This window comes from Vibrio rhizosphaerae (genome assembly GCF_024347095.1).
GTDB classification, from domain to species: Bacteria; Pseudomonadota; Gammaproteobacteria; order Enterobacterales; family Vibrionaceae; genus Vibrio; species Vibrio rhizosphaerae.
In genome coordinates, this window is the sequence record NZ_AP024903.1 from 892,982 (window position 1) to 913,125 (window position 20,144).

Here is a 20,144-nt window from a genome sequence, read left to right on the forward strand (position 1 = left end):
TATGAATCAAACACAGAAAAGAAGTGAAAATTCTTACAAGGATTTATTGAAAAATTCCATCCTGAAGATTCAGGAGAAAGATCAGCGAATACAAGCGCTTGAAGGTGAGCGAGATAAGCCTATTGCGGTGATTGGTTTATCTTGCCGTTTCCCTGGTGCTTCGAATCCGGAATCGTTCTGGCAATTGATCCGAAATGGAGAGAATGCGGTCACCACGATGACAGACCAGCGGTGGGATATGGCTGAATACTTTTCCCCACTTGTGGGGGAACCCGGAAAAATAAGCACATGTCATTTTGGGTTGTTGAAAGATATTGATCAATTTGACCCTTCTGCTTTTGGTATCTCAGAGGAAGAAACACCTTATCTGGATCCGCAGCATCGGTTGCTACTTGAACAGGCATGGCATTGTTTTGAACGCGCAGGTTTCGATATCATGGCACTGAGAGGTTCAGATACGGGTGTTTTTGTTGGTCAAATGAACAGTGATTATACAAATTTGATCAAAAGTACTGAGGATTTGAATGCCTATGTAGGACAAGGTAACGCGTTGAGCGCTGCTTCAGGTCGGTTGTCCTATGTTTTTGGGCTGAATGGTCCGAGTGTATCTGTCGATACGGCATGTTCTTCATCACTGGTTGCTGTGCATCTTGCTTGTCAAAGTTTACGGATGGGAGAGTGCTCTACGGCTTTAGCCGGAGGGGTAAATTTATTATTAAGCCCCGAAGCTGCGATTGGTGCTTCTGTTGCTCACATGCTTTCAGTGCGTGGGCGCTGCAATACATTTGGTGACGGGGCGGATGGTTATGTTCGCTCTGAAGGGTGTGGCCTCGTCTTACTCAAAACCTTGGAGCAAGCGGAAAAAGACGGTGACAAGATACTGGCGGTAATTCGAGGTTCAGCAGTGAATCAGGATGGACGCAGTCATGGATTGAATGCTCCCAATGGACCCGCCCAGATGGACGTTATCCGTCAGGCTTTGTCTCAGGCAAAGCTGGATCCTGCCGAGGTAAATTATCTCGAAGCGCATGGGACTGGCACCGCCCTCGGAGACCCTGTTGAGGTTCAGGCTGTGGATCAGGTCTATGGACAAGCAAAAGGGCGTACCAAACCGTTAGTGATGGGGGCGGTGAAAGCCAATATCGGTCATTGTGAATCGGCTGCAGGGGTTGCTGGGTTGATTAAGTTAATCCAGATGGTCCAAGGCGATGTACTGCCGCCGATTACGCATTTGGAGCAACTCAACCCGCACTTTGATGGTTTGAGCGAGTCGCTTGTTTTTCCGAAGGGCGCGTCGAAAGATGGGACGTCTTCGTTCACATGGCATGATGAGCAGTCTCGTATCGCTGCTGTGAGCTCGTTTGGTTATACCGGTACGAATGTTCATATGATAGTCTCTCAGCACTCGACTGAGAAAGATGCGCTGAACGTTCAAGCCCATGCTGAATCAAGTAAGACACAGTCCCAAGCTGTTTATCCATTCTATTTTTCTGCGCATAGCATTACGTCATTGCGCCAACAACTCTCTCAATTCCGTGATTTTTTGAAAGAAACGCCTCACCTTTCACTGCCTCTTATTTCCGGAGCGGTGAATAGTATTCGTAATCATTTTGCTTATCGTTTTGGTTGTCATGCGGCAACGAGGCAAGAACTTTTATCTTGTCTTGTGTCAGGGATTCAAGGTGAATACTCAGAGCCGCTTGGAAAACCGACTATGGTCGCCTGTTTTGGTCCTTCCAATAGTCAATATCCCATACCACCTCAGATCTTTGCCTCTGACACATGGTGCTCGTATTTTCGGTGTATTGAAACCCGAGTCACACAAGCGACTGAATTCAGTATCGAAGCGTTGATGTCGTCTCAGGCATATCCCACCCTGCGCCACTTGATTTCACAACTTTCTTATGTCGAGCACCTCGTGGAAGAAGGGGCCGAGATAAGAAAGGTTCAGGCATCTGGTACAGGCACGATTGCTGCCCTCGTTTTTGCTAAATCTTTGACACTTGAGCAAGCAGCAGATTTATGTGTGCGCTTGGATCAAATCTCAGGAGCTGATTTAACAGAGCAAGAGCAACGAGTTGAAGCGGATATCCGATATCTGATTCAGGACATACACCTAAAAGAAGCGCAGCGTCAGATCTTTGTCAAAGGACATGACTCGACGCGTCAGGATGTCGATTGGGTAAAATGGCCTTATCACAATGTCTCAGAAGCAAAGCAAAGACTGCTTGAGGCGTTGCTCTCACAACAGCATCCGTATCACTGGTCAATGCTAGACTCAGAGATTGGCATTGATGTTTCAGCTTTGCAGATTTTTCCTCAGAAGACTATCGAATCCGAGACTCAGCCCTCATGGATTAATTTACGCATCAATTTGTTTAATCGTGGGGCGACGCTGCGATGGGACTATACGACGATACCGCAGGATAAATCTCAATATCCCGTCTTGCCGGATTATGTCTTTGCACGACGTCGCTATTGGTTACCCCCACAAGTGACAGAGCGAGTGGCGTCACTCCCATCAATGTTCTCAACTGTGGGGCACAGTATCTTTACAACAGTTTTAGCCGTGCCTGATGGTGGAAGCTTATATGCGGGTGAACTTGCCTTATCACGGTTACCATTTTTAAGAGATCACCTCGTTGCAGGAGAGATTGTTCTACCTGCAAGTGTTTATATAAACTTAATTGCAGAGGTGTGTGTCGGTCCCGATGGACTGCCTGCGAACATTGTTCAAATACAGATCAGCCAAGCGTGTATTTTGGATTCTCAACCCATTGGTGTGTATTGTCGAGTCGACCCGACTGAGAATGGCATAGCGAAGGTTGAAATTTATACAACATCAGAGCGTGGGAAATGGACGAAACATGTCAGTGCGCAAGTAAATGTTGGTTTTCGTGCCGAGTTAAATATCAAGCCGCTTGCTGATGTTCGGAAACGGTGCTCTCAGGTCATCTCTGTTGAACAACACTTACTCAGAGCCAAACAGTCGGGTATTGAGTATGGCCCTTCTTTTCAGGCCATTCGTCAGTTATATAGCGGTTCAGGTGTTGCATTGGCCAAAATCGAATGGCCATCTGATTTGCCGAATTACTGGTCAGGTTGTGGCTTACATCCGGTGATGTTGGATGCTTGCTTTCAGGTCATCAGTGGGGCAATGGGGACGCAAAATTCAGACAGAAAACTACCTTTGTATGTGCCGACAGAGCTTCATGAAATGCATCTTCAGGGAAATAGTGCTGAGAGCTTATGGTGTTTTGTACAAATTCTTGCCCCTGACGAAGTGTTTCACAATGAAGCAACGATGTATGACTACTTGAGCCAACAAGAAAAGCTTTCCGTTGCTTTATATGTATATGATGAACAGGGAAAAGCGATTCTCTCAATTAAGCGTTTTGAGGCATCGAAGTATCGGCCGGAGCTTAAAGGGGCATTATGGCAAGAATGGTTGCTAGAAAAGCAATGGATACCCTGTCGGTTTTCTTCCGAGAAATTAGATGTCGATGTGTCTGCATTGCTGACGCAGGCACAATCTCGGTTTAGTACTGTACCTTATACGATGTCTGTGGACATGATGCAGGATCTGGATGCGCTTTCTGGACATTTCATTCATCGAGCATTGACGCAGTTTGGCTTCGATGAGCAGTTTTTTACATCATTACTTACTGCTCATACGCTGCCCGATGAGATGCTCGAACAATACGGGATTCTGCCAGATTATCAGCGATTACTAAAAAAATTAGTTTCCCTGAGTGAGCACCTCCCTGTTTCAGCACTGCCTGCTGATGAAATCGAATCAAAACTGAGATCTAAGCTAGGGGAAGAAACGCATGAGTTGGACTTATTCGTTCGCTGTGGTAACGCACTAGCTGAGGTACTGCAAGGGCAAACGAAAGCGGTTGATCTGCTATTCGAGGCGGGCCATTCACAAGGGACCGAGGCGCTTTATCAAGATAGCCCTGGGAGTTTGTTGTTAAATCAACGGATAGCAACACTGGTTGCTGAAGCTGTAAGTCAAATACCTTCAGGCAGACGATTAAGGATTTTAGAAGTTGGTGCAGGGACTGGTGCTACAACGCAACAAGTTTTGGAGCAAGTCGATGGTAAAAACATCGATTATGTCTTTACCGACATTTCGCCCCATTTTTTGATGCGTGCAAAAGAAAAATTTGGTGCATTCGAGTCGGTAGACTATCGGATATTTGATTTGCAGCAAAATCCACTAGAACAAGAATTCACTGCTGGGGCATTTGATGTTGTGATTGCAGTAAATGTGCTGCATGCAACCGCTGATCTGACTCAGACCCTGAATCATTTATCTCTCTGTCTAGCCGATGGCGGCCTCTTGTTATTACGTGAGGTAACAGAGCAGCAAGCCTGGCTTGACCTCAGCTTTGGGATGACACCTGGCTGGTGGAGTTATACGGACACATCGTTACGTCAAAATGGACCATTATTAAATACCGAAGAGTGGCAGACTTTGTTACATGATTCGGGGTTTGAGTCAACGCTTGTGACGGATGAGCTAGAGCGAACCGAAAGTATATTTATTGCAGAGAAAATTGCGAGCACCACTGATGTGGTATCTAAGGGATGCTACTTAGTTCTTGGTGATGAAGACACCATCGAAACCCAAGGGCTAAACGCCCTGAAAAATGAGTTGGCGCAACGTGGATTGGATTGGGTGTTTATTTCCCTGAATGAATTCATGCAGCATCCTCGCTTTCAAGAATTAGATGCATTTTCAACATTACTGATGTCGGTGGAAGCGCAGCAAGGCCCGATTATCGGTTTAGTCTATGCGTGGTCTATGAGTCCGTCAGACCTAAACTGTGACGACCTATTGGAGAAGTCTGAGCGTTATCTGAAATATCCATTACTGCTTTGTCAAACGCTGTTGGATGCGCGCTGGCGACACCTTTCTCCTAGCTTTTTGACCGCAGGTGCCCAGCCACGGGATCACAAAGTTGCACAGCCTTTACAGGCGATGGTTTGGGGACACGTGTTCACTTATATCAACGAAAATGCAGCATTTGCACGGCTTATTGATTTAGATGGTACTTCTGTTTCAGGTGAATGCTTGTATGAAGCGTTGACACAAAAAGAAGAATGTCAGTTGGTTGTTCGAGAGGGGCAGTTGTGTGCTGCACGTCTTAAACGGGCAACGTTATCGGTTCCGGAAGCGCCAGCACAGCGGTGTAACATTGTGGCTGATGGGACCTATGTGATCACCGGTGGATTTGGCGATTTAGGACTGCAAACGGCACAAAAACTTGTTGAACAAGGGGCCCAAAACTTGATTCTCATTGGCCGTCGTGAGCGTCGAGATGTCATGAAAACATTGGATATGCTCCGTGAACAAGGTGTGAATGTCGTTCCTCTTTATGTTGATGTCAGTGATGGTGAGGCACTCAATACTGCACTGAACCAAGTGTTAGATGAGTTACCCATGATTCGAGGGGTTGTCCATTCGGTGGGGGTCTTAGATGATGGCGTAATAGAAAAACAACGCTGGGAAAGATATCTGAAGGTACTAAAACCCAAGGTCTTTGGTGCAATTCACCTCTATGAGGCAGTATCTGGTTACGACCTGGATTTTTTTGTGATCTATTCTTCAGCAGCAGCGGTAATGGGAAATCCAGGCCAGGCTAATCATGCCGCTGCCAATGCATTTTTAGACGCATTCGCTTGGTATCTGCGTGGACAAGGCTGCCCTGGGCTTGCGATTGGCTGGGGGGCTTGGTCTGAAATAGGTGCTGCGGCTGCAAGAGGGATTACAGCGCGTTTGACTCAAAATCAATCCATTGCAGGTACCATCTCTCCTGAGCAGGGTGCTGATTTGATTGCAAAACAGTTTGCCAGTAAAAATGTGCAGTTCACTGTATTACCTATAGACTTCGACCGAAAGATAGATACACAGTATTTACCACAGGTTCAACGTTTGTTATCGAGCCTACTGAAGAGTAACAAATCGGGAGTCCAGCAAGCAGGAACAGCACCTGATAATCGAGAAAAGGAACATGCAGATCAGTTTGTGCAAGACTTGCTACAAATGGATGAAGCTCAACGACAACGTCAAGTCGAAAATTATCTACAAGGTACCTTAGTCAAATTACTCAAGCAACATGGGAACATTGAACATCAAACCAGTTTATTTGAATTGGGGCTTGATTCTCTGCTTGCCATTGACTTGCGAAGCTTGTTGGAAAATCAATTCCGGCAGAAATTTGAGTCAACCCTATTGTATGACTATCCCACCATTCATTCATTGACTGAGTTTCTTCTCCAATGTGTCAGTGACAATCATGGGCAGCAAAAAACTCCGTTCACTCATCATGCAGAAACGCTTTCCAGTGATCCTGCAACGAAAACTGCTGATGTCGAACTGCAAGGAGATGATGCGATTGCGGTGGTTGGGATGTCCTGCCGCTTCCCTGGGGGGGCAAATTCGATTGGAGAGTATTGGGAATTACTGAAAAATGGTGTAGATGCGGTTCAGCCGATTCCTGAAACACGTTGGGATCATTCGCGATATTATGACCCGGACAAAACGCAATCGGGGAAAATCTATGTTGCAGAAGGATGTTTTATTGATGAAGTCGCTCAGTTTTGTCCAGAGAGATTTGGTATTGCTGGTATTGAAGCAGACCTTATGGACCCGCAACAGCGGCTACTTTTAGATGTTTGTTATGAAGCTTTAGAGAGTGCAGGACAGAACCCAATGGGATTAGGCGGTTCTGAAACGGGCGTCTTCATGGGGGTTATGACGCAGGACTACTTACATTTGACGCAACATGTGCGTGAGAATGCGTTTTATGTCGGAACTGGTTCTGCGAATAGTGTGGTCGCAGGACGAGTGTCTCATGTCTTCGGTCTGATGGGGCCGACAATGACTCTTGATACAGCCTGTTCATCTTCCTTAGTCGGGGTTCAGATGGCATGCACTAATTTGCGGTCTGGTGCATGTGATATGGCGATAGCAGGTGGTGTAAGTTTACAGCTTTCTCCAGAACCTCTGGTTATCGAGTGTGCAGGTGGCATGCTTTCACCAAGCGGGCACTGTCGCACATTTGATGCCAGTGCTGATGGTTTTGTTCGTGGGGAAGGTTGTGGTGTAGTGGTCTTAAAACGCTTGGCGGATGCTAAGCGGGATCGGGACCCAATCGTGGGTGTGATTCGTGGCGGTGCAGTGAACCATGATGGGCGTGCCGGCGGTTTGACCGTACCGAGTGGGTTATCGCAGCAAAAGGTGTTGGAAAAAGCGCTTCATGATGCCCAGTTATCCCCTTCTGATATCTCCTATATTGAAGCACATGGCACGGGAACTCACCTCGGGGACCCTCTGGAACTAAATGCATTACAGGCGGTTTTCAGTGAATCACGCGATAAGGCGCCATTATATGTCGGTTCGGTTAAAACCAATATTGGTCATGCTGAGGCTGCAGCGGGTGTTGCCGGGTTGATCAAGGTTCTACTCTGTTTGAAACACGAAACCTTCGTCCCTCATTTGCATTTTGAACAGCCTAACCCCAATTTTGATTGGGAACAGAGCAATATACAGGTAACGACTTCTCTTCATGAGTGGACGTCGAAAACAAAGCGTCGAGCTGGAGTGAGTTCTTTTGGGTTAAGTGGAACAAATGCGCATCTTGTAGTCGAAGAGTTTCAGGAAATGATGCTCCCTCGAAAACAACCCTCAGAGTTTGTACCTTTGGTGGCGCTCTCTCACATCAACCCGACACAACTAAAGCGTGATGCGGCCCGATACCATCAGTTACTGACTGAGGATACGCCATTGCTAATGGATGCAGCTTATACTTTCTGTATATCTCGTACTGGGCAAAGTGTGCAGGCAGTCTTTCCGGCGCAAACACAAGAAGCATTGCTCGCTGGGTTAAAGAGATTAGCCGATGGTGAGCTGGATATTGTAGATAGAAAGATTAAACGGCCACGGTTGGAGTGGCAGATATCGGTGAATCAAAGAGCTGCATGGATGAATCAGGCCTGTACTTACTATGACTTGTATCATCTGTTTCGAGGGACGATTGATGCCAGTGTTGAAGCGCTCAAGCAGCGAGGTTTCGATGTATTGTCCTCGATAGAACTATGTACATTGAAAGACGGTTCTGTAGACGAAAATATCGCGCTACCTGAGCAAGTTCGTTTGGCCATCTTAAATGTAGCGTATGGACGTTTGCTCTTGTCACTAGGCATTGCACCCGAGTGTATCCAAGTTGAAGGGTTATCCTTGCTATGTGTTGCAACCCTCGTCGGTGTGTCGGATATCGAACAGATGATCGATGGTATGCTTGCGGACAGTGATACTGAGCTTAAAGCTATTTTAGCCGGGATCCATTTTTCTCATGGTCATATGAGGATGAGCTTTAAAGCTGATCGTCGTTTGTCCTCTGCTGTCAATGAACGCTGCGACTCTATTTGTCCAAAAACGTCCGTTGATTATGTTTGGGGGGACAGTGATATTTCTCTGGATCTTGTTCGAAGTGCTGTCAATGGGAAAGCGTTTACTGAACTCCACCAGTTACTGAGCATGTGCTCTTCTCTGGGATTGGATATTGACTGGTATACTTATTTTTCTCCCGTTGAACCGCATCGGATAGCCTTGCCTTCTAGTCACTTCCCAACGCGACGGTACTGGGTTAATGAATCACTCGAGCAAGAACAAACACGCCAAGTGCCACTGATCAGTCAGGACATCACTGCAGCTGTAGATGGGTGTCGATATGTTGACTTCCACTTATCTGTTGAACATCAGGTTTTCCTCGACGAACATCGTTTGAGTAATACACGGATATTGCCTGCCGCTGGGAGTCTGGCTTTTATCCTTCATGCTCATCAATGTTCGTATCCTCTTGAAATGAAAGGGGTTCGCTTGGTTCGCCCCGTTCATTTTGAATCACAGTTGTCCGTTCAGCTTGCGATGAAGCCGACAGGACGGACGGAGCTATTTTATTGTGAACCAACCATGAAAGAGTGGCATGTCTTTGCAACGATGGAAGCCATTGACATGAGTGAATCATCGACTGAGAGAGCTCTCATCACGGATGATAATCAACTTTTGTCGACATTCCACGCTGTACTGAATGCGCCTAGGTACACCATGGATAAAGAGACCTTTTATCAGGCGTCTATCCCTCGAGAACTGAATCTTGGAGAGTCATATCGACTGATTGAGGAAGTGCAAGGTGATGGTCTGTGTTTGGTTGCTAGAATTCGGAATATTTCATCTGAATTTGTATTAGATCCGCGTGTTTTGGATGCCTGTATACAGTCTGTCAACGGGGTGGGGGACAAGTTAGAGAGACAATCAGACGGACTCTTTTTGCCTTATGCGATACAAAGTATTTCTATTCATGACTGGCCGTCAGGCTCACATTTTTGGTGCATGACGCAGTTTTTACCCGAGAACAGTCATGCTGATGAATTGGTCTACGATATTACCGTTGTGGATGAACATGAACGTATTTGTGCGCGGTTTGAACATGCCAGCTTCAGAAAAGTCAATGTCCCTATGGTTGACAGCGCCAAGCCAGAGACATCGATTATCCATCAATTGCGATGGCAACCCTCGCCTTTACGAAATACAGAGTCCGTGAATTCAATCGCAATTGATGCAGTTGAAAACTTACAAAATGTATTACTAATTGGTAAAGCAAATGCTGTTCAACAACGGTTGCAAGAGCAATTAAGTGATTGTGCTTGTCACCAAGTGGATGCCGCAGAAGCTGCACGGCAATCAGTCGATGAACTTCGCCTTCTATTGGATGAATGTTCAAAGGCTGGCGCGTTCATCTATACTGAGTTGCTTGAAGCATCTGATCGATCACCACACGATGTTGAAATATTGACTCAAGATATTTGGTATTTGCAGCAATGGTTAGTTGCTGCAAGCAAACAAGGTAAGCCATTTATCGTTCTGACCCGAACCGGACAGTCTGTCTGTCTGAATGATGTGCCCTTATCTGCGGCAAGTGTCGCGGCTGCGGCTCTGGTGCAAACTGCTGTTCAAGAATTTCCGTCATTCCCGGTTCTACTGATCGATTTGGATGACCTTTCGACAGAAAGCGAGGATGGTATCGGATGGTTAGCGGAAATCACACCGTCGGTACAAGACTCTGTGGTCGCTTACCGTGAGGGAAAACGTTACCGAAGCGTTTTGGAAGCCGTACATTCTATAGAAGACGTGTCTTGTGGGAATTCCGTCTCTCCTGTCAAACCGAACCGGACTTATATAATTACAGGTGGGTTAGGTGATATTGGCCTACTCACGGCTGAAAAGCTAGTCTCGGAAGGGGCGACCTCATTGGTACTCATGAGTCGGAACGAGCATACCAATACGAATGAACGTATTGAAGCGCTGCGAAATGTTGGATGTCAGGTCGAGATCCGACTGGGTGATGTGTCCGATATGACGGTCCTGCAAGCACATATTGAGCAGATGACGTCTTGCATGCCCCCTGTTGCTGGTATTTTCCATACGGCCGCTATTTCAGCCAATGCCCTCATGACACAACAGACGGCGGCCGACTGGGCGGATGTGTTGTCGGTTAAAGTACAGGGGGCTCTGAATTTACTTGAAATGAGTCGAGAGATGGAACTGGACTGTTTTGTCCTGTTCTCTTCCATTGCATCTATTGGGGGATCAATCGGTCAATCTAATTACGCAGTTGCGAATGCCTTTCTAGATTATTTCGCACAATCTTGGTCGCAGTTAGGTGTTCCGGTGATGAGTATCAACTGGGGCGCCTGGGAAAATACGGGGATGGCTGGACGCGCTGAAGCGAAAGGTATTGGATTCGAACAGCGTTTGAGTCCAGAGCAGGCTCTTTCATCTCTCTGCTTCCTGATGCAAAACCCAAGACCTCAGGTGGTATGTTTTAGAGAAAATAGGGCTTTGAATACATCTGGTTTGGAGCTGTCGGGTGGTACTTCTCTCAATGAAGAGCTCAAACATCGTTTGTTTGGAGAGGCGTTCTTCAATTTATCGGCAGATGAACAAAACAATACTGTCAGCCAGACGATTCGGAGCATATTGAGCGATTTTCTTAAGGTTGATCCCGACCACATTAAGGATGAGCAGCCATTTTTTGATTGTGGGATGGATTCAATTACCGCAGTCGATTTCAGTCACCAAGTCGGTGAAGTCTTTGGGGTTGAGCTTCACGTTGATATTGTTTTCGACTATCCCAATTTGCTGAGCCTTGCAGATTATGTGCTGCAACTGTTGTTACAGGATGTGCCTTCATTCGATCCTGTTATCAGCGGGGAAGACGGAGCACTCGTGGATACTTTGTCCCGTTTATCTGTTGATGAGAAGCAACATCATATCAAACGGACGATTCGGAACATTTTGTGTGAGTTTCTAAAGGTTGATGGAAGCCATATTAAGGATGAACAGCCATTTTTTGACTTAGGGATGGACTCAATTACTGCGGTTGAGTTCAGTCGTCATGTGGGAGAAGCATTTGCACTCGAACTACATGTCGACATTATTTTCGATTACCCCAATTTATCAACGCTCACTACACAGGTAATGGAACTATTGTCATTCGATGTATCACCTCAGCCAATCTCAGAGGACGTGACAATTGAGCAGCTCTCTAAAATGCTGGAACAGGAATTAGAAAATGACGCATAGAAATTTGCAGGAAACGACACCGATGCAAGATACAAAGGAATTGTTCAGTAAGAGTCTGAATGAAATTAAACGACTGAAAGCGATTAACCATCAACTGGAAACGATGCATAAGGAGCCCATTGCCATTGTCGGAGCGGCTTGTCGGTATCCGGGGGGAATTGGATCATTGGAACAGTTCTGGGAAGCTCTGGAGCAAGGACGTGATTGCATTGAAAGAATGCAAGATCAGCGTTGGCCGATGTCCCGTTTTCTTACTGATAATCCTCATACCGAAGGTGGTATTTATAGTGATGCGATGGGGTTGCTTGAGAATGTTGACCGTTTTGATCCTGCACACTTTGGTTTATCGGTTGAAGAAGCAATACATTTGGATCCTCAGCATCGGCTCTTGATGGAAATGGTTTGGGAAACGATTGAAGATGCAGGATATGCTGTAGACAGTTTTTCGGGCACCCGGACCGGTGTCTATATTGGGTTAATGAGCGATGACTATGGTCAGTTGCAGGGCCCTTTGGAAAAAGCAAGCTACTATGTGGGGTCGGGGACGGCACGTAGTTGTGCTGCTGGTCGACTCTCTTATACCTATGGGCTGGAAGGGCCTGCGATGACGATTGATACGGCTTGCTCTTCATCCTTAGTGAGTGTGCACCTCGCTGTGCAGGCGATCCGCCGCGGTGAGTGTGATAAGGCAATTGCGGGCGGAGCGAATCTTATTCTCTCACCACAAGGTAGTGTTGTTGCTTGTCGTTCTCAAATGTTATCACGATCAGGACACTGTCAGACTTTTGATATCAATGCGGATGGGTATGTTCGTTCAGAGGGGTGCGGTACGGTCTTGTTGAAACGTCTCAGCAGTGCGTTGCAAGATGGGGATCAAATTTATGCATTGATTCGTGGGTCAGCGATCAATCACGATGGCCGTAGCCAAGGGTTAACGGCACCGAGTGGTCAAGCCCAACGCAAAGTCATTGCTGCCGCTTTAGATGATGCAGGGGTTTCACCTGATAAAATTGAATTTGTTGAATGTCATGGCACGGGAACAGCACTTGGTGATCCAATCGAAGTTCGTGCGCTTGAATCGGCTTATATCAAGCAATCGCATCATCAGCGAAAGGCAGATCAGCCTGTGGATAGGCTGCCCTTAAAACTCGGTGCACTAAAATCGAATCTTGGTCATATGGAGTCTGCGGCTGGTATTGGTGGATTACACAAAGCCATGGAAGTGATTCGTCACCGTAAGGTGCCTCAAAATCTTCACTTCAAAACATTGAATCCACAAATCAAAGTGGATCAAAGTATGCTTCATATTGTCGATGAACCGACGCCTTTGGCTACTGAAGGGCCTGTATTTGCTGGCGTGAGCTCATTTGGCTTTAGTGGGACGAATGCCCACATTATTTTGGAATCATATACAGAAGCGAAAGAACCGAAGGATGAAAATGAAGGGAAAATATTTCGGTTGTCTGCTCGTTCCCGCGCTGCTCTGAATGATTATGCAAAACAATATCTCGAATTCCTGAATCAGCATTCTGACATCGACTTGTCTGCCTTGTGTTACACCGCGGCAACCGGGCGTGATGATAGCGCGTATCGAATCGCGTTTGCGGTTAACGATGTCAAAGACCTAGAAGCTTGTCTGAAAGAATATATTGAGGTCACGGGAGGCGATGAATTTTTGCCAGAAGCAGGTTCCTTCCCCTTACTTTGGGTGATCAGTGGCCAAACCAATGTGGACTGGCGCTTAGCGCATCACCTATACCAGACGCGAAGCACTTATCGATCTTCAATTGAGAAAGCTTACAAATATCTAGAAGAAATGGGGTATCCACACTCGCTCGCTGACTTTGAATCAATTTTGACAGGGACCGAGCAGACAGCGGATGTATTACCTCATGCAATCCATCGCTGGGCACTGGCTGAACTGTTGGTTCATCTAGGCTTATCTCCGACGTGTATTACGGGGATTGGGGTTGGGGAATATGTTGCTGCGAGTGTCGCTGGCTTGATTGGTTGGCAGTCGCTGATGGATATTCTATCCACAGGGACGGTCAAAAAAACCATTGCTTTGGGTCGCAAGCGATATGACTTTGTCAGTAGTGCCGGCAAAAATGCAGTATTACCCGAATCTTGGTTTGGGCATGAGCCTCTGGCACAGAATGTGACACTGGAAACCCTCGGAGCCACATTTAGTATCGAATACGACACGGTAGATTATTGTTGTATTTCCTTGGACGATACATTGTCACTGACGATGACGGATACGCCCGAGGAAAATCTGTTCCAATGGGTATATGGTCAGACAAATCGGGATGCAACAATGCCGCTCCAAGGATTTCTGGCACAGTGTTATATGAGTGGTTATACCTTGCATTGGGAGCGAGTCTATGAGGATAGTCAATGTCTGAAAATGAGTTTACCGACCTATCCTTTCCAACGGCAAAGCATATGGACTAAGTGGGGTTACTCGTTTGATGAGACGCTTCCATCGACGGTTGGTCGTTCCGGAAAAATGTTACAGATGTCATCACGCCATGAGCGTCAGGGTGAAGAGGTCATTGAACACCCAATCTTACAGACGGTCTTTGCCTGTCCTTCAGGGATTCGTAACTTCCAAGGCGAACTCTCACTGGCTCGAATGCCTTACCTGGGCGCACACCAGATACTCGGTGAATCCATTGTGCCGGTTAGTTTGTTTGTTGATATTGTTCTCACGGCAGGTCGGTGGTGTTGGCCAGAGCAAAACCTATGGATTGAAGACTTGCAGTTGCTGCATAAGTGTCCTTTAGGTGAAGCACCGATTGACATTTATTGCCATGTCAACCCAGATGCTGGAACTGTTTCAGTGTATAGCAAATTACAGCACGCAAAAGAGTGGCAGCAACATGTCAGAGGCAGACTATCGACTAGTGCTCAGGCGACGGCAATGACGCCACAGGTCAGTTTGTCTGAATTTCAGCATCAATGCCATGAGGCGATAGCTATTCGTCATTTCTATCAGGGAATTGCATTAAGTGGCATGACTTATGGGGAAGACTTTCAGGGTATCTTCGAGATATATCGGGGCCCCCATACAGCACTGGCAAAAATTGCTTTACCACCGACGGTCGAGCAGTCTCTTGTTGGATATAGCACCCATCCAATTCTATTGGATGGGTGCTTGCAGGCGATTGTCGCTGCATCAGTGCAGCGTCATGAGCAGGGGGTTCGGGTGCCTTCACAGGTTCGAGGCATTCGTCTCTTCAAACCGCTCCCGGAAATTTTATGGTGTGCTGTTGAGGTCTCTTCTGTGAACTCGTCTGATACGGAGGAACCGGAGGCCGGAAATAGTTACGCTTCTCTGACTGTGTTTGATTCGCTCGGTGAGGTGGTGATGACCATTGAGAGGTTTGAAACAACGCATTATACGGACACTGAATCTGTTAAAACTGCCGCTTATCATGAATGGTTGTATGACAAGCAATGGTTACCTGATGAAACGGACGGATCCATTCAGGCAAGAGCGGAAAACCCAGCATCTGTTGAACGTCATTGGTTGCTCTTTTCTGATCAGGGCAGTGTTTGCAAGGCACTGGAAACAGCATTGATTGACCGTGGTGATCGTGTTTCCGTTCTCTGCCTGAACCAACCCGAGGAACCTCATTATCGGCAAGTTTCTTTTCAAAGTATGGCAGATCTAAATGAGGTATTCGACGCAGTGGAGCATGATGTACATGCTCTAACCGGTGTGATTTATGGCTGGTCAGTCACCCCATTTGAAGCGGAGAGTCTTGGACATGAGCAATTATCGATTTATGCCAAGTACCCACTTTGGGTATGTCAATCAATTTTGGATCCTCGGCGAAGACGGTTGGCATTGAGCTTTCTGACGTGTGACAGTCAGCCTGTTTATGGACAAGCGCCTTCACAACCGTTGGCTGCGATGTTATGGGGCCACGTGACGAGCTACATCAATGAAAATGTAGTTCATGCAAATTTGATTGACTTGTTGTCAACAGATCTTATCAATAATCATGACCTTGACCATGTGCTCCACATACTGGATCAAGTGAATGAATGTCAATTCGCTATTCGGAATGGCCAACGTTTGATTGCTCGAATTCTCCCAAGTCAGACAGATTTGTCTCACAATGTTCAATTGGATACTACAGGCACCTATCTGATTACTGGTGGATTAGGTGCACTTGGCTTAGAAACAGCGAAAGCGTTAATTCGTCAAGGGGCTCGTCATCTCATTTTAGTCGGCCGTCGGGCTGGTCTCACAGATGACAGTCAAGCCGCGATACAGTCTCTTGAGGCGTTGGGCGCTTCTGTCTATCCATTAGTTGCAGATATTTCGAAGGCGCATGCTTTTGTCAACAGCTTAACTGAACGGTTGATTGGCCTACCTCCTTTAAAAGGAGTCGTCCACTCAGCGGGTGTCTTGGCCGATGGCGTTGTAGCACAGCAGTCATGGGAGGATTACCTCAAAGTATTTGCGCCTAAGGTTGCAGGGACTTTGTCGCTCTATCAAGCGGTGCGTGAACAAGCACTCGATTTCTTTGTGATCTACTCGTCTGCAGCATCAATATTAGGAAACCCTGGGCAAGCAAATTACGCAGCTGCAAATTCGTTTGTGGATAGCTTTGTTTGGTATTTAAGAGGTCAAGGTGTCGCTGCGACATCAATTAATTGGGGGGGCTGGTCAGAAATTGGCTTGGCAGCCAATATGGCGCAGCAAGTACCTGATAGAGAAAATGCGCTACTTGGCTTGATTCCACCCAGACAGGGCATTCAGGTGATAGAGGAGCAGCTCATCAGTGCGCATCCTCAATTTGCTGTCTTGCCTTTGAATCGTCAAATGACCCTTGATGGCGATAAAATGCCGTATCTACGTCAATTATTAAGCAATGTTCTGGACGATGATCGTAAGCACCTTTCGACATCCGCGATGCAGAAACCTGAAGAGCAATCCACAGCTCTGAGCGTTCTGGCAAGTTTAGGACGTGTTCATGGTAATGATCGATGCCGTCTGCTGAAGCAATATTTAAATCAAGTGATCGGTGAGATGTTAAAAATTCCGGGTCAGCTTGATGAGCGAGCCAGTCTGTTTGATCTTGGGCTCGATTCTTTATTAGGTGTTGATTTGAGACTACGGATAGAAAAAGATCTGGATTGTGTCTTGGCATCGACACTTTTCCATGACTATTCGACGATCGAAAGTTTAACAACCTATCTGTTAAACGACGTGATCAAAGACATTGAAGTTGAAGCGACGCAAAAGGAGCATTCGCCAACGGCTAATCCGATGCATCATTTGTTAAGCAGTGCTGATGTGAAGGTGACAATCTCACAACCAGAGAAACCACAAGAAACGCCACAGGATCAAGTTGCTGGTTCAGGAAAAAATGAAAGTCATAGAAAATACACTTCTAACGCTAAGCAGGGTGATATTGCGATCATCGGTTTATCGGGACGTTATCCTGGCGCATCTGATCTGGAGACGTTTTGGGAAAATTTACGGGAAGGTTACGATGGCATCACTCGTGTACCAGAAGAACGGTGGGATGCTGCTGCTTATTATGATGAACGTAAAAATGTATCCGGTAAAAGCTATGGGGATATCGGGGGATTCATTGAAGGTGTAGATCAGTTTGACCCTGAGTTTTTCAATATCCCACAGCATATGGCAGCCTACATTGACCCCAAAGAGCGCCTGTTCCTTGAAACCGTGTGGAATTTGTTGGAAGACGCAGCTTATACCCGGGATAAACTGAAACAGAATTATCATTCTCGGGTTGGTGTTTTTGTGGGGGCGATGTATCAACTCTATAGTGCGTGTGCCGGGAATGTTCATGAGCAGACGGCAACGATGCTGTCTTCTTATAATGCTATTGCTCACCGTGTGTCCTATTTCTTCAATCTTAAGGGGCCGAGTGTTGCCATTGACACCATGTGTTCATCTTCTCTTACCTCCGTGCATTTGGCTTGCCAGAGTCTATATAACGGAGATTGTGAGATTGCGATTGCAGGCGGGGTCAATCTCTCTCTTCATCCTTTGAAATATGTCGGATTAAGTCAGGCTCACATCATGGGCAGTCATGCAGGGAGCCGAAGTTTCAGCGATGGAGATGGGTATCTACCGTCTGAAGGGGTTGGTGCTGTACTACTCAAACCTTTAGAGAGAGCTATCGAAGATGGTGACCGAATCGAAGCGGTGATTAAAGCTTCAACGATCAATCATGGCGGTCATTCAACTGGGTTTTATGCGCCGAATCCTGAAGCTCAGACCGAGTTGATCGAGACAAACTTTCAGCGCGCGCAGCTTACTCCTGACAGTATTCAGTATGTTGAGGCGGCAGCCAATGGGGCCAGCCTTGGAGACTCCATTGAATTTAAAGTATTGAACCAAGTATTCATGAATGCCGGTGTGAAAAAAGGCAGTTGTCCGATGGGGACGGTTAAGTCGAATATCGGTCATGCTGAAGCGGCTTCTGGTATGGCGCAAATTGCGAAAGTTATTTTGCAGATGAAGCATCAGACAATGATCCCAACGGTGAAAGCCGAGCCTCTGAATCCAAACATTCCACTGTTAGAGTCTCCCTTCCGTCTGTTGCATCAGTGTCAGCGTTGGGAACAGCCAGAGAATGATCAACGACGTGCGACGGTCAGTTCATTTGGTGCCGGTGGCGCCAATGCGCACCTGATCCTAGAAGAGTATGCTCCGACCGAGAGAAGTACGGCACTGAAATCATCAATTGTTCCTCATGGAGACGAGATGATCGTGCTTTCTGCGCGCTCAAAAACTCAGTTGCAACAGATGGTGAAGAATATGCTGATGTATTTGGACAAACATCAATCAAATGAGGTTGAGACACAATCGAAATGGTTGGCTGATATTGCACATACTTTGCAGACTGGCAGGGAAGAAATGGATTGTCGTTTGTCATTGCTGGTTAGCAGTATTGATGAGTTACGTCAGGGGTTATCTCATTATCTTTCTTCTGAATCTGTTCTTGATACGGTTTCAGGGAAGGATATCGCTCCTGTTCTTATACAAACGGGGAACATTCAAGACCAGCTCGAGCTGCGAAACCTCCTTTTAGGAGTGGCCGGAGAAGCGATGGCTCAGTCTTTGATTGCTGAACGGCAGTTGGAGAAACTGATGCTGCACTGGGTACAGGGAGGGCGTATCTGTTGGGATAAACTTCGACAGGGGCAGCCGGTGAAGTGTATCAGTTTGCCAACTTATCCCTTTGAGCGACAACGTTATTGGCTCTCAGGTCCGACAACGGGCGAACAGAGACGACGGGAACCCCAGATGGGAGAAGAAATAGGTACAACCTATGAGTAAATAGCTAATGATTTATTTCATTGCTTTTACTTCAATCTATTACATTAATATTTTGGTTATGGAGAATCAGAGTGTCGCTTTTTTCATCATTTGAACTTGGTAATGCCACATTAAAAAATCGAATAGCTATCTCACCCATGTGTATGTATTGCGCGAAAGATGGCATACCAGATGATTGGCATTTAGTTCATCTCGGGAGTCGGGCAGTCGGTGGTGCTGGCTTAATATTTACAGAAGCTACAGCAGTTTCACCTGAGGGACGTATTACACATGGTTGTACAGGGTTATGGAATGACCAGCAGGTATCTGCATGGGCGCGGATTGTGGACTTTTTACATGCGCAAGGGACTGTCCCGGGCATTCAGCTCGCTCATGCCGGACGTAAGGCAAGTACCGATTTACCTTGGTTAGGTGGTCATCCACTTCCCCCGGATGCGGGGGGATGGACCTCTTATGCACCAAGTCCACTGGCGTTTAATCAGGGGTACAATGTGCCAGTTACATTGGATAAAGGCGGTATTGCTAAAGTGATAGAAGACTTTGCCTCAGCGGCTCGGAGGGCGAAGTCTGCCGGCTTTAGCGTGATTGAAATTCATGCAGCGCATGGCTATTTGTTCCATGAATTCCTTTCCCCCTTATCAAACCAAAGAGAAGATGATTATGGCGGCTCCCTTGAGAACCGGGCGCGGTTGCTGCGTTCAGTCATTGCCTCTGTCAGAAGCGAGTGGCCAGCTCCCTTTCCATTGGTTGTTCGTTTATCGGCAACAGATTGGGCACCCGGTGGCTGGGATATTGACGAGTGTGTTCAATTGGCGATTTGGCTGAAAGAAGATGGTGTGGATCTGATAGATACATCTTCTGGCTTGAATATTGCGGATGCAAAACCTCCTTTTGCACCCGAATATCAAGTTAAATTTTCTGCCCAGATTCGTCGTGAGGCAGGCATTGCAACAGGTACAGTCGGCATGATTACTCCTGGTAAGGAAGCAGATGACATCATTTATCGAGGTGATGCGGATCTTGTATTGTTTGCCAGAGAGTCTTTGCGTGACCCTTATTTTCCTTTTCGTGCGGCTACGGCGTGTGGTGCTGAGGTTTGTGTCCCCAAACAATATTTACGGGCTTGGTCGTCTGCCACTTAGATCATCAGGATAATTT

Annotated in this window: 3 protein-coding genes; all 3 read left to right on the top strand. The window is 46.7% G+C overall.

The window, feature by feature from the left end:
• Nucleotides 1-46 precede the first annotated feature (46 nt).
• The 3 genes from OCV37_RS04005 to OCV37_RS04015 all read left to right on the top strand — a co-directional run bounded on the left by OCV37_RS04005 (nucleotide 47) and on the right by OCV37_RS04015 (nucleotide 20,128).
• A complete protein-coding gene (locus tag OCV37_RS04005) occupies nucleotides 47-11,656 on the top strand; it encodes an SDR family NAD(P)-dependent oxidoreductase (protein ID WP_169739369.1) in 11,610 nt (3,869 codons plus the stop codon).
• Nucleotides 11,646-18,986, top strand: coding sequence for an SDR family NAD(P)-dependent oxidoreductase (locus tag OCV37_RS04010; protein WP_038182346.1), 7,341 nt, complete (start codon nucleotides 11,646-11,648; stop codon nucleotides 18,984-18,986). The genes OCV37_RS04005 and OCV37_RS04010 overlap by 11 nt, the downstream gene beginning before the upstream one ends.
• Before the next feature lie 71 nt (nucleotides 18,987-19,057).
• Nucleotides 19,058-20,128 (top strand): NADH:flavin oxidoreductase/NADH oxidase, encoded by a 1,071-nt coding sequence (locus OCV37_RS04015; RefSeq protein ID WP_038182344.1) that lies wholly within the window; start codon nucleotides 19,058-19,060, stop codon nucleotides 20,126-20,128.
• Nucleotides 20,129-20,144 lie beyond the last annotated feature (16 nt).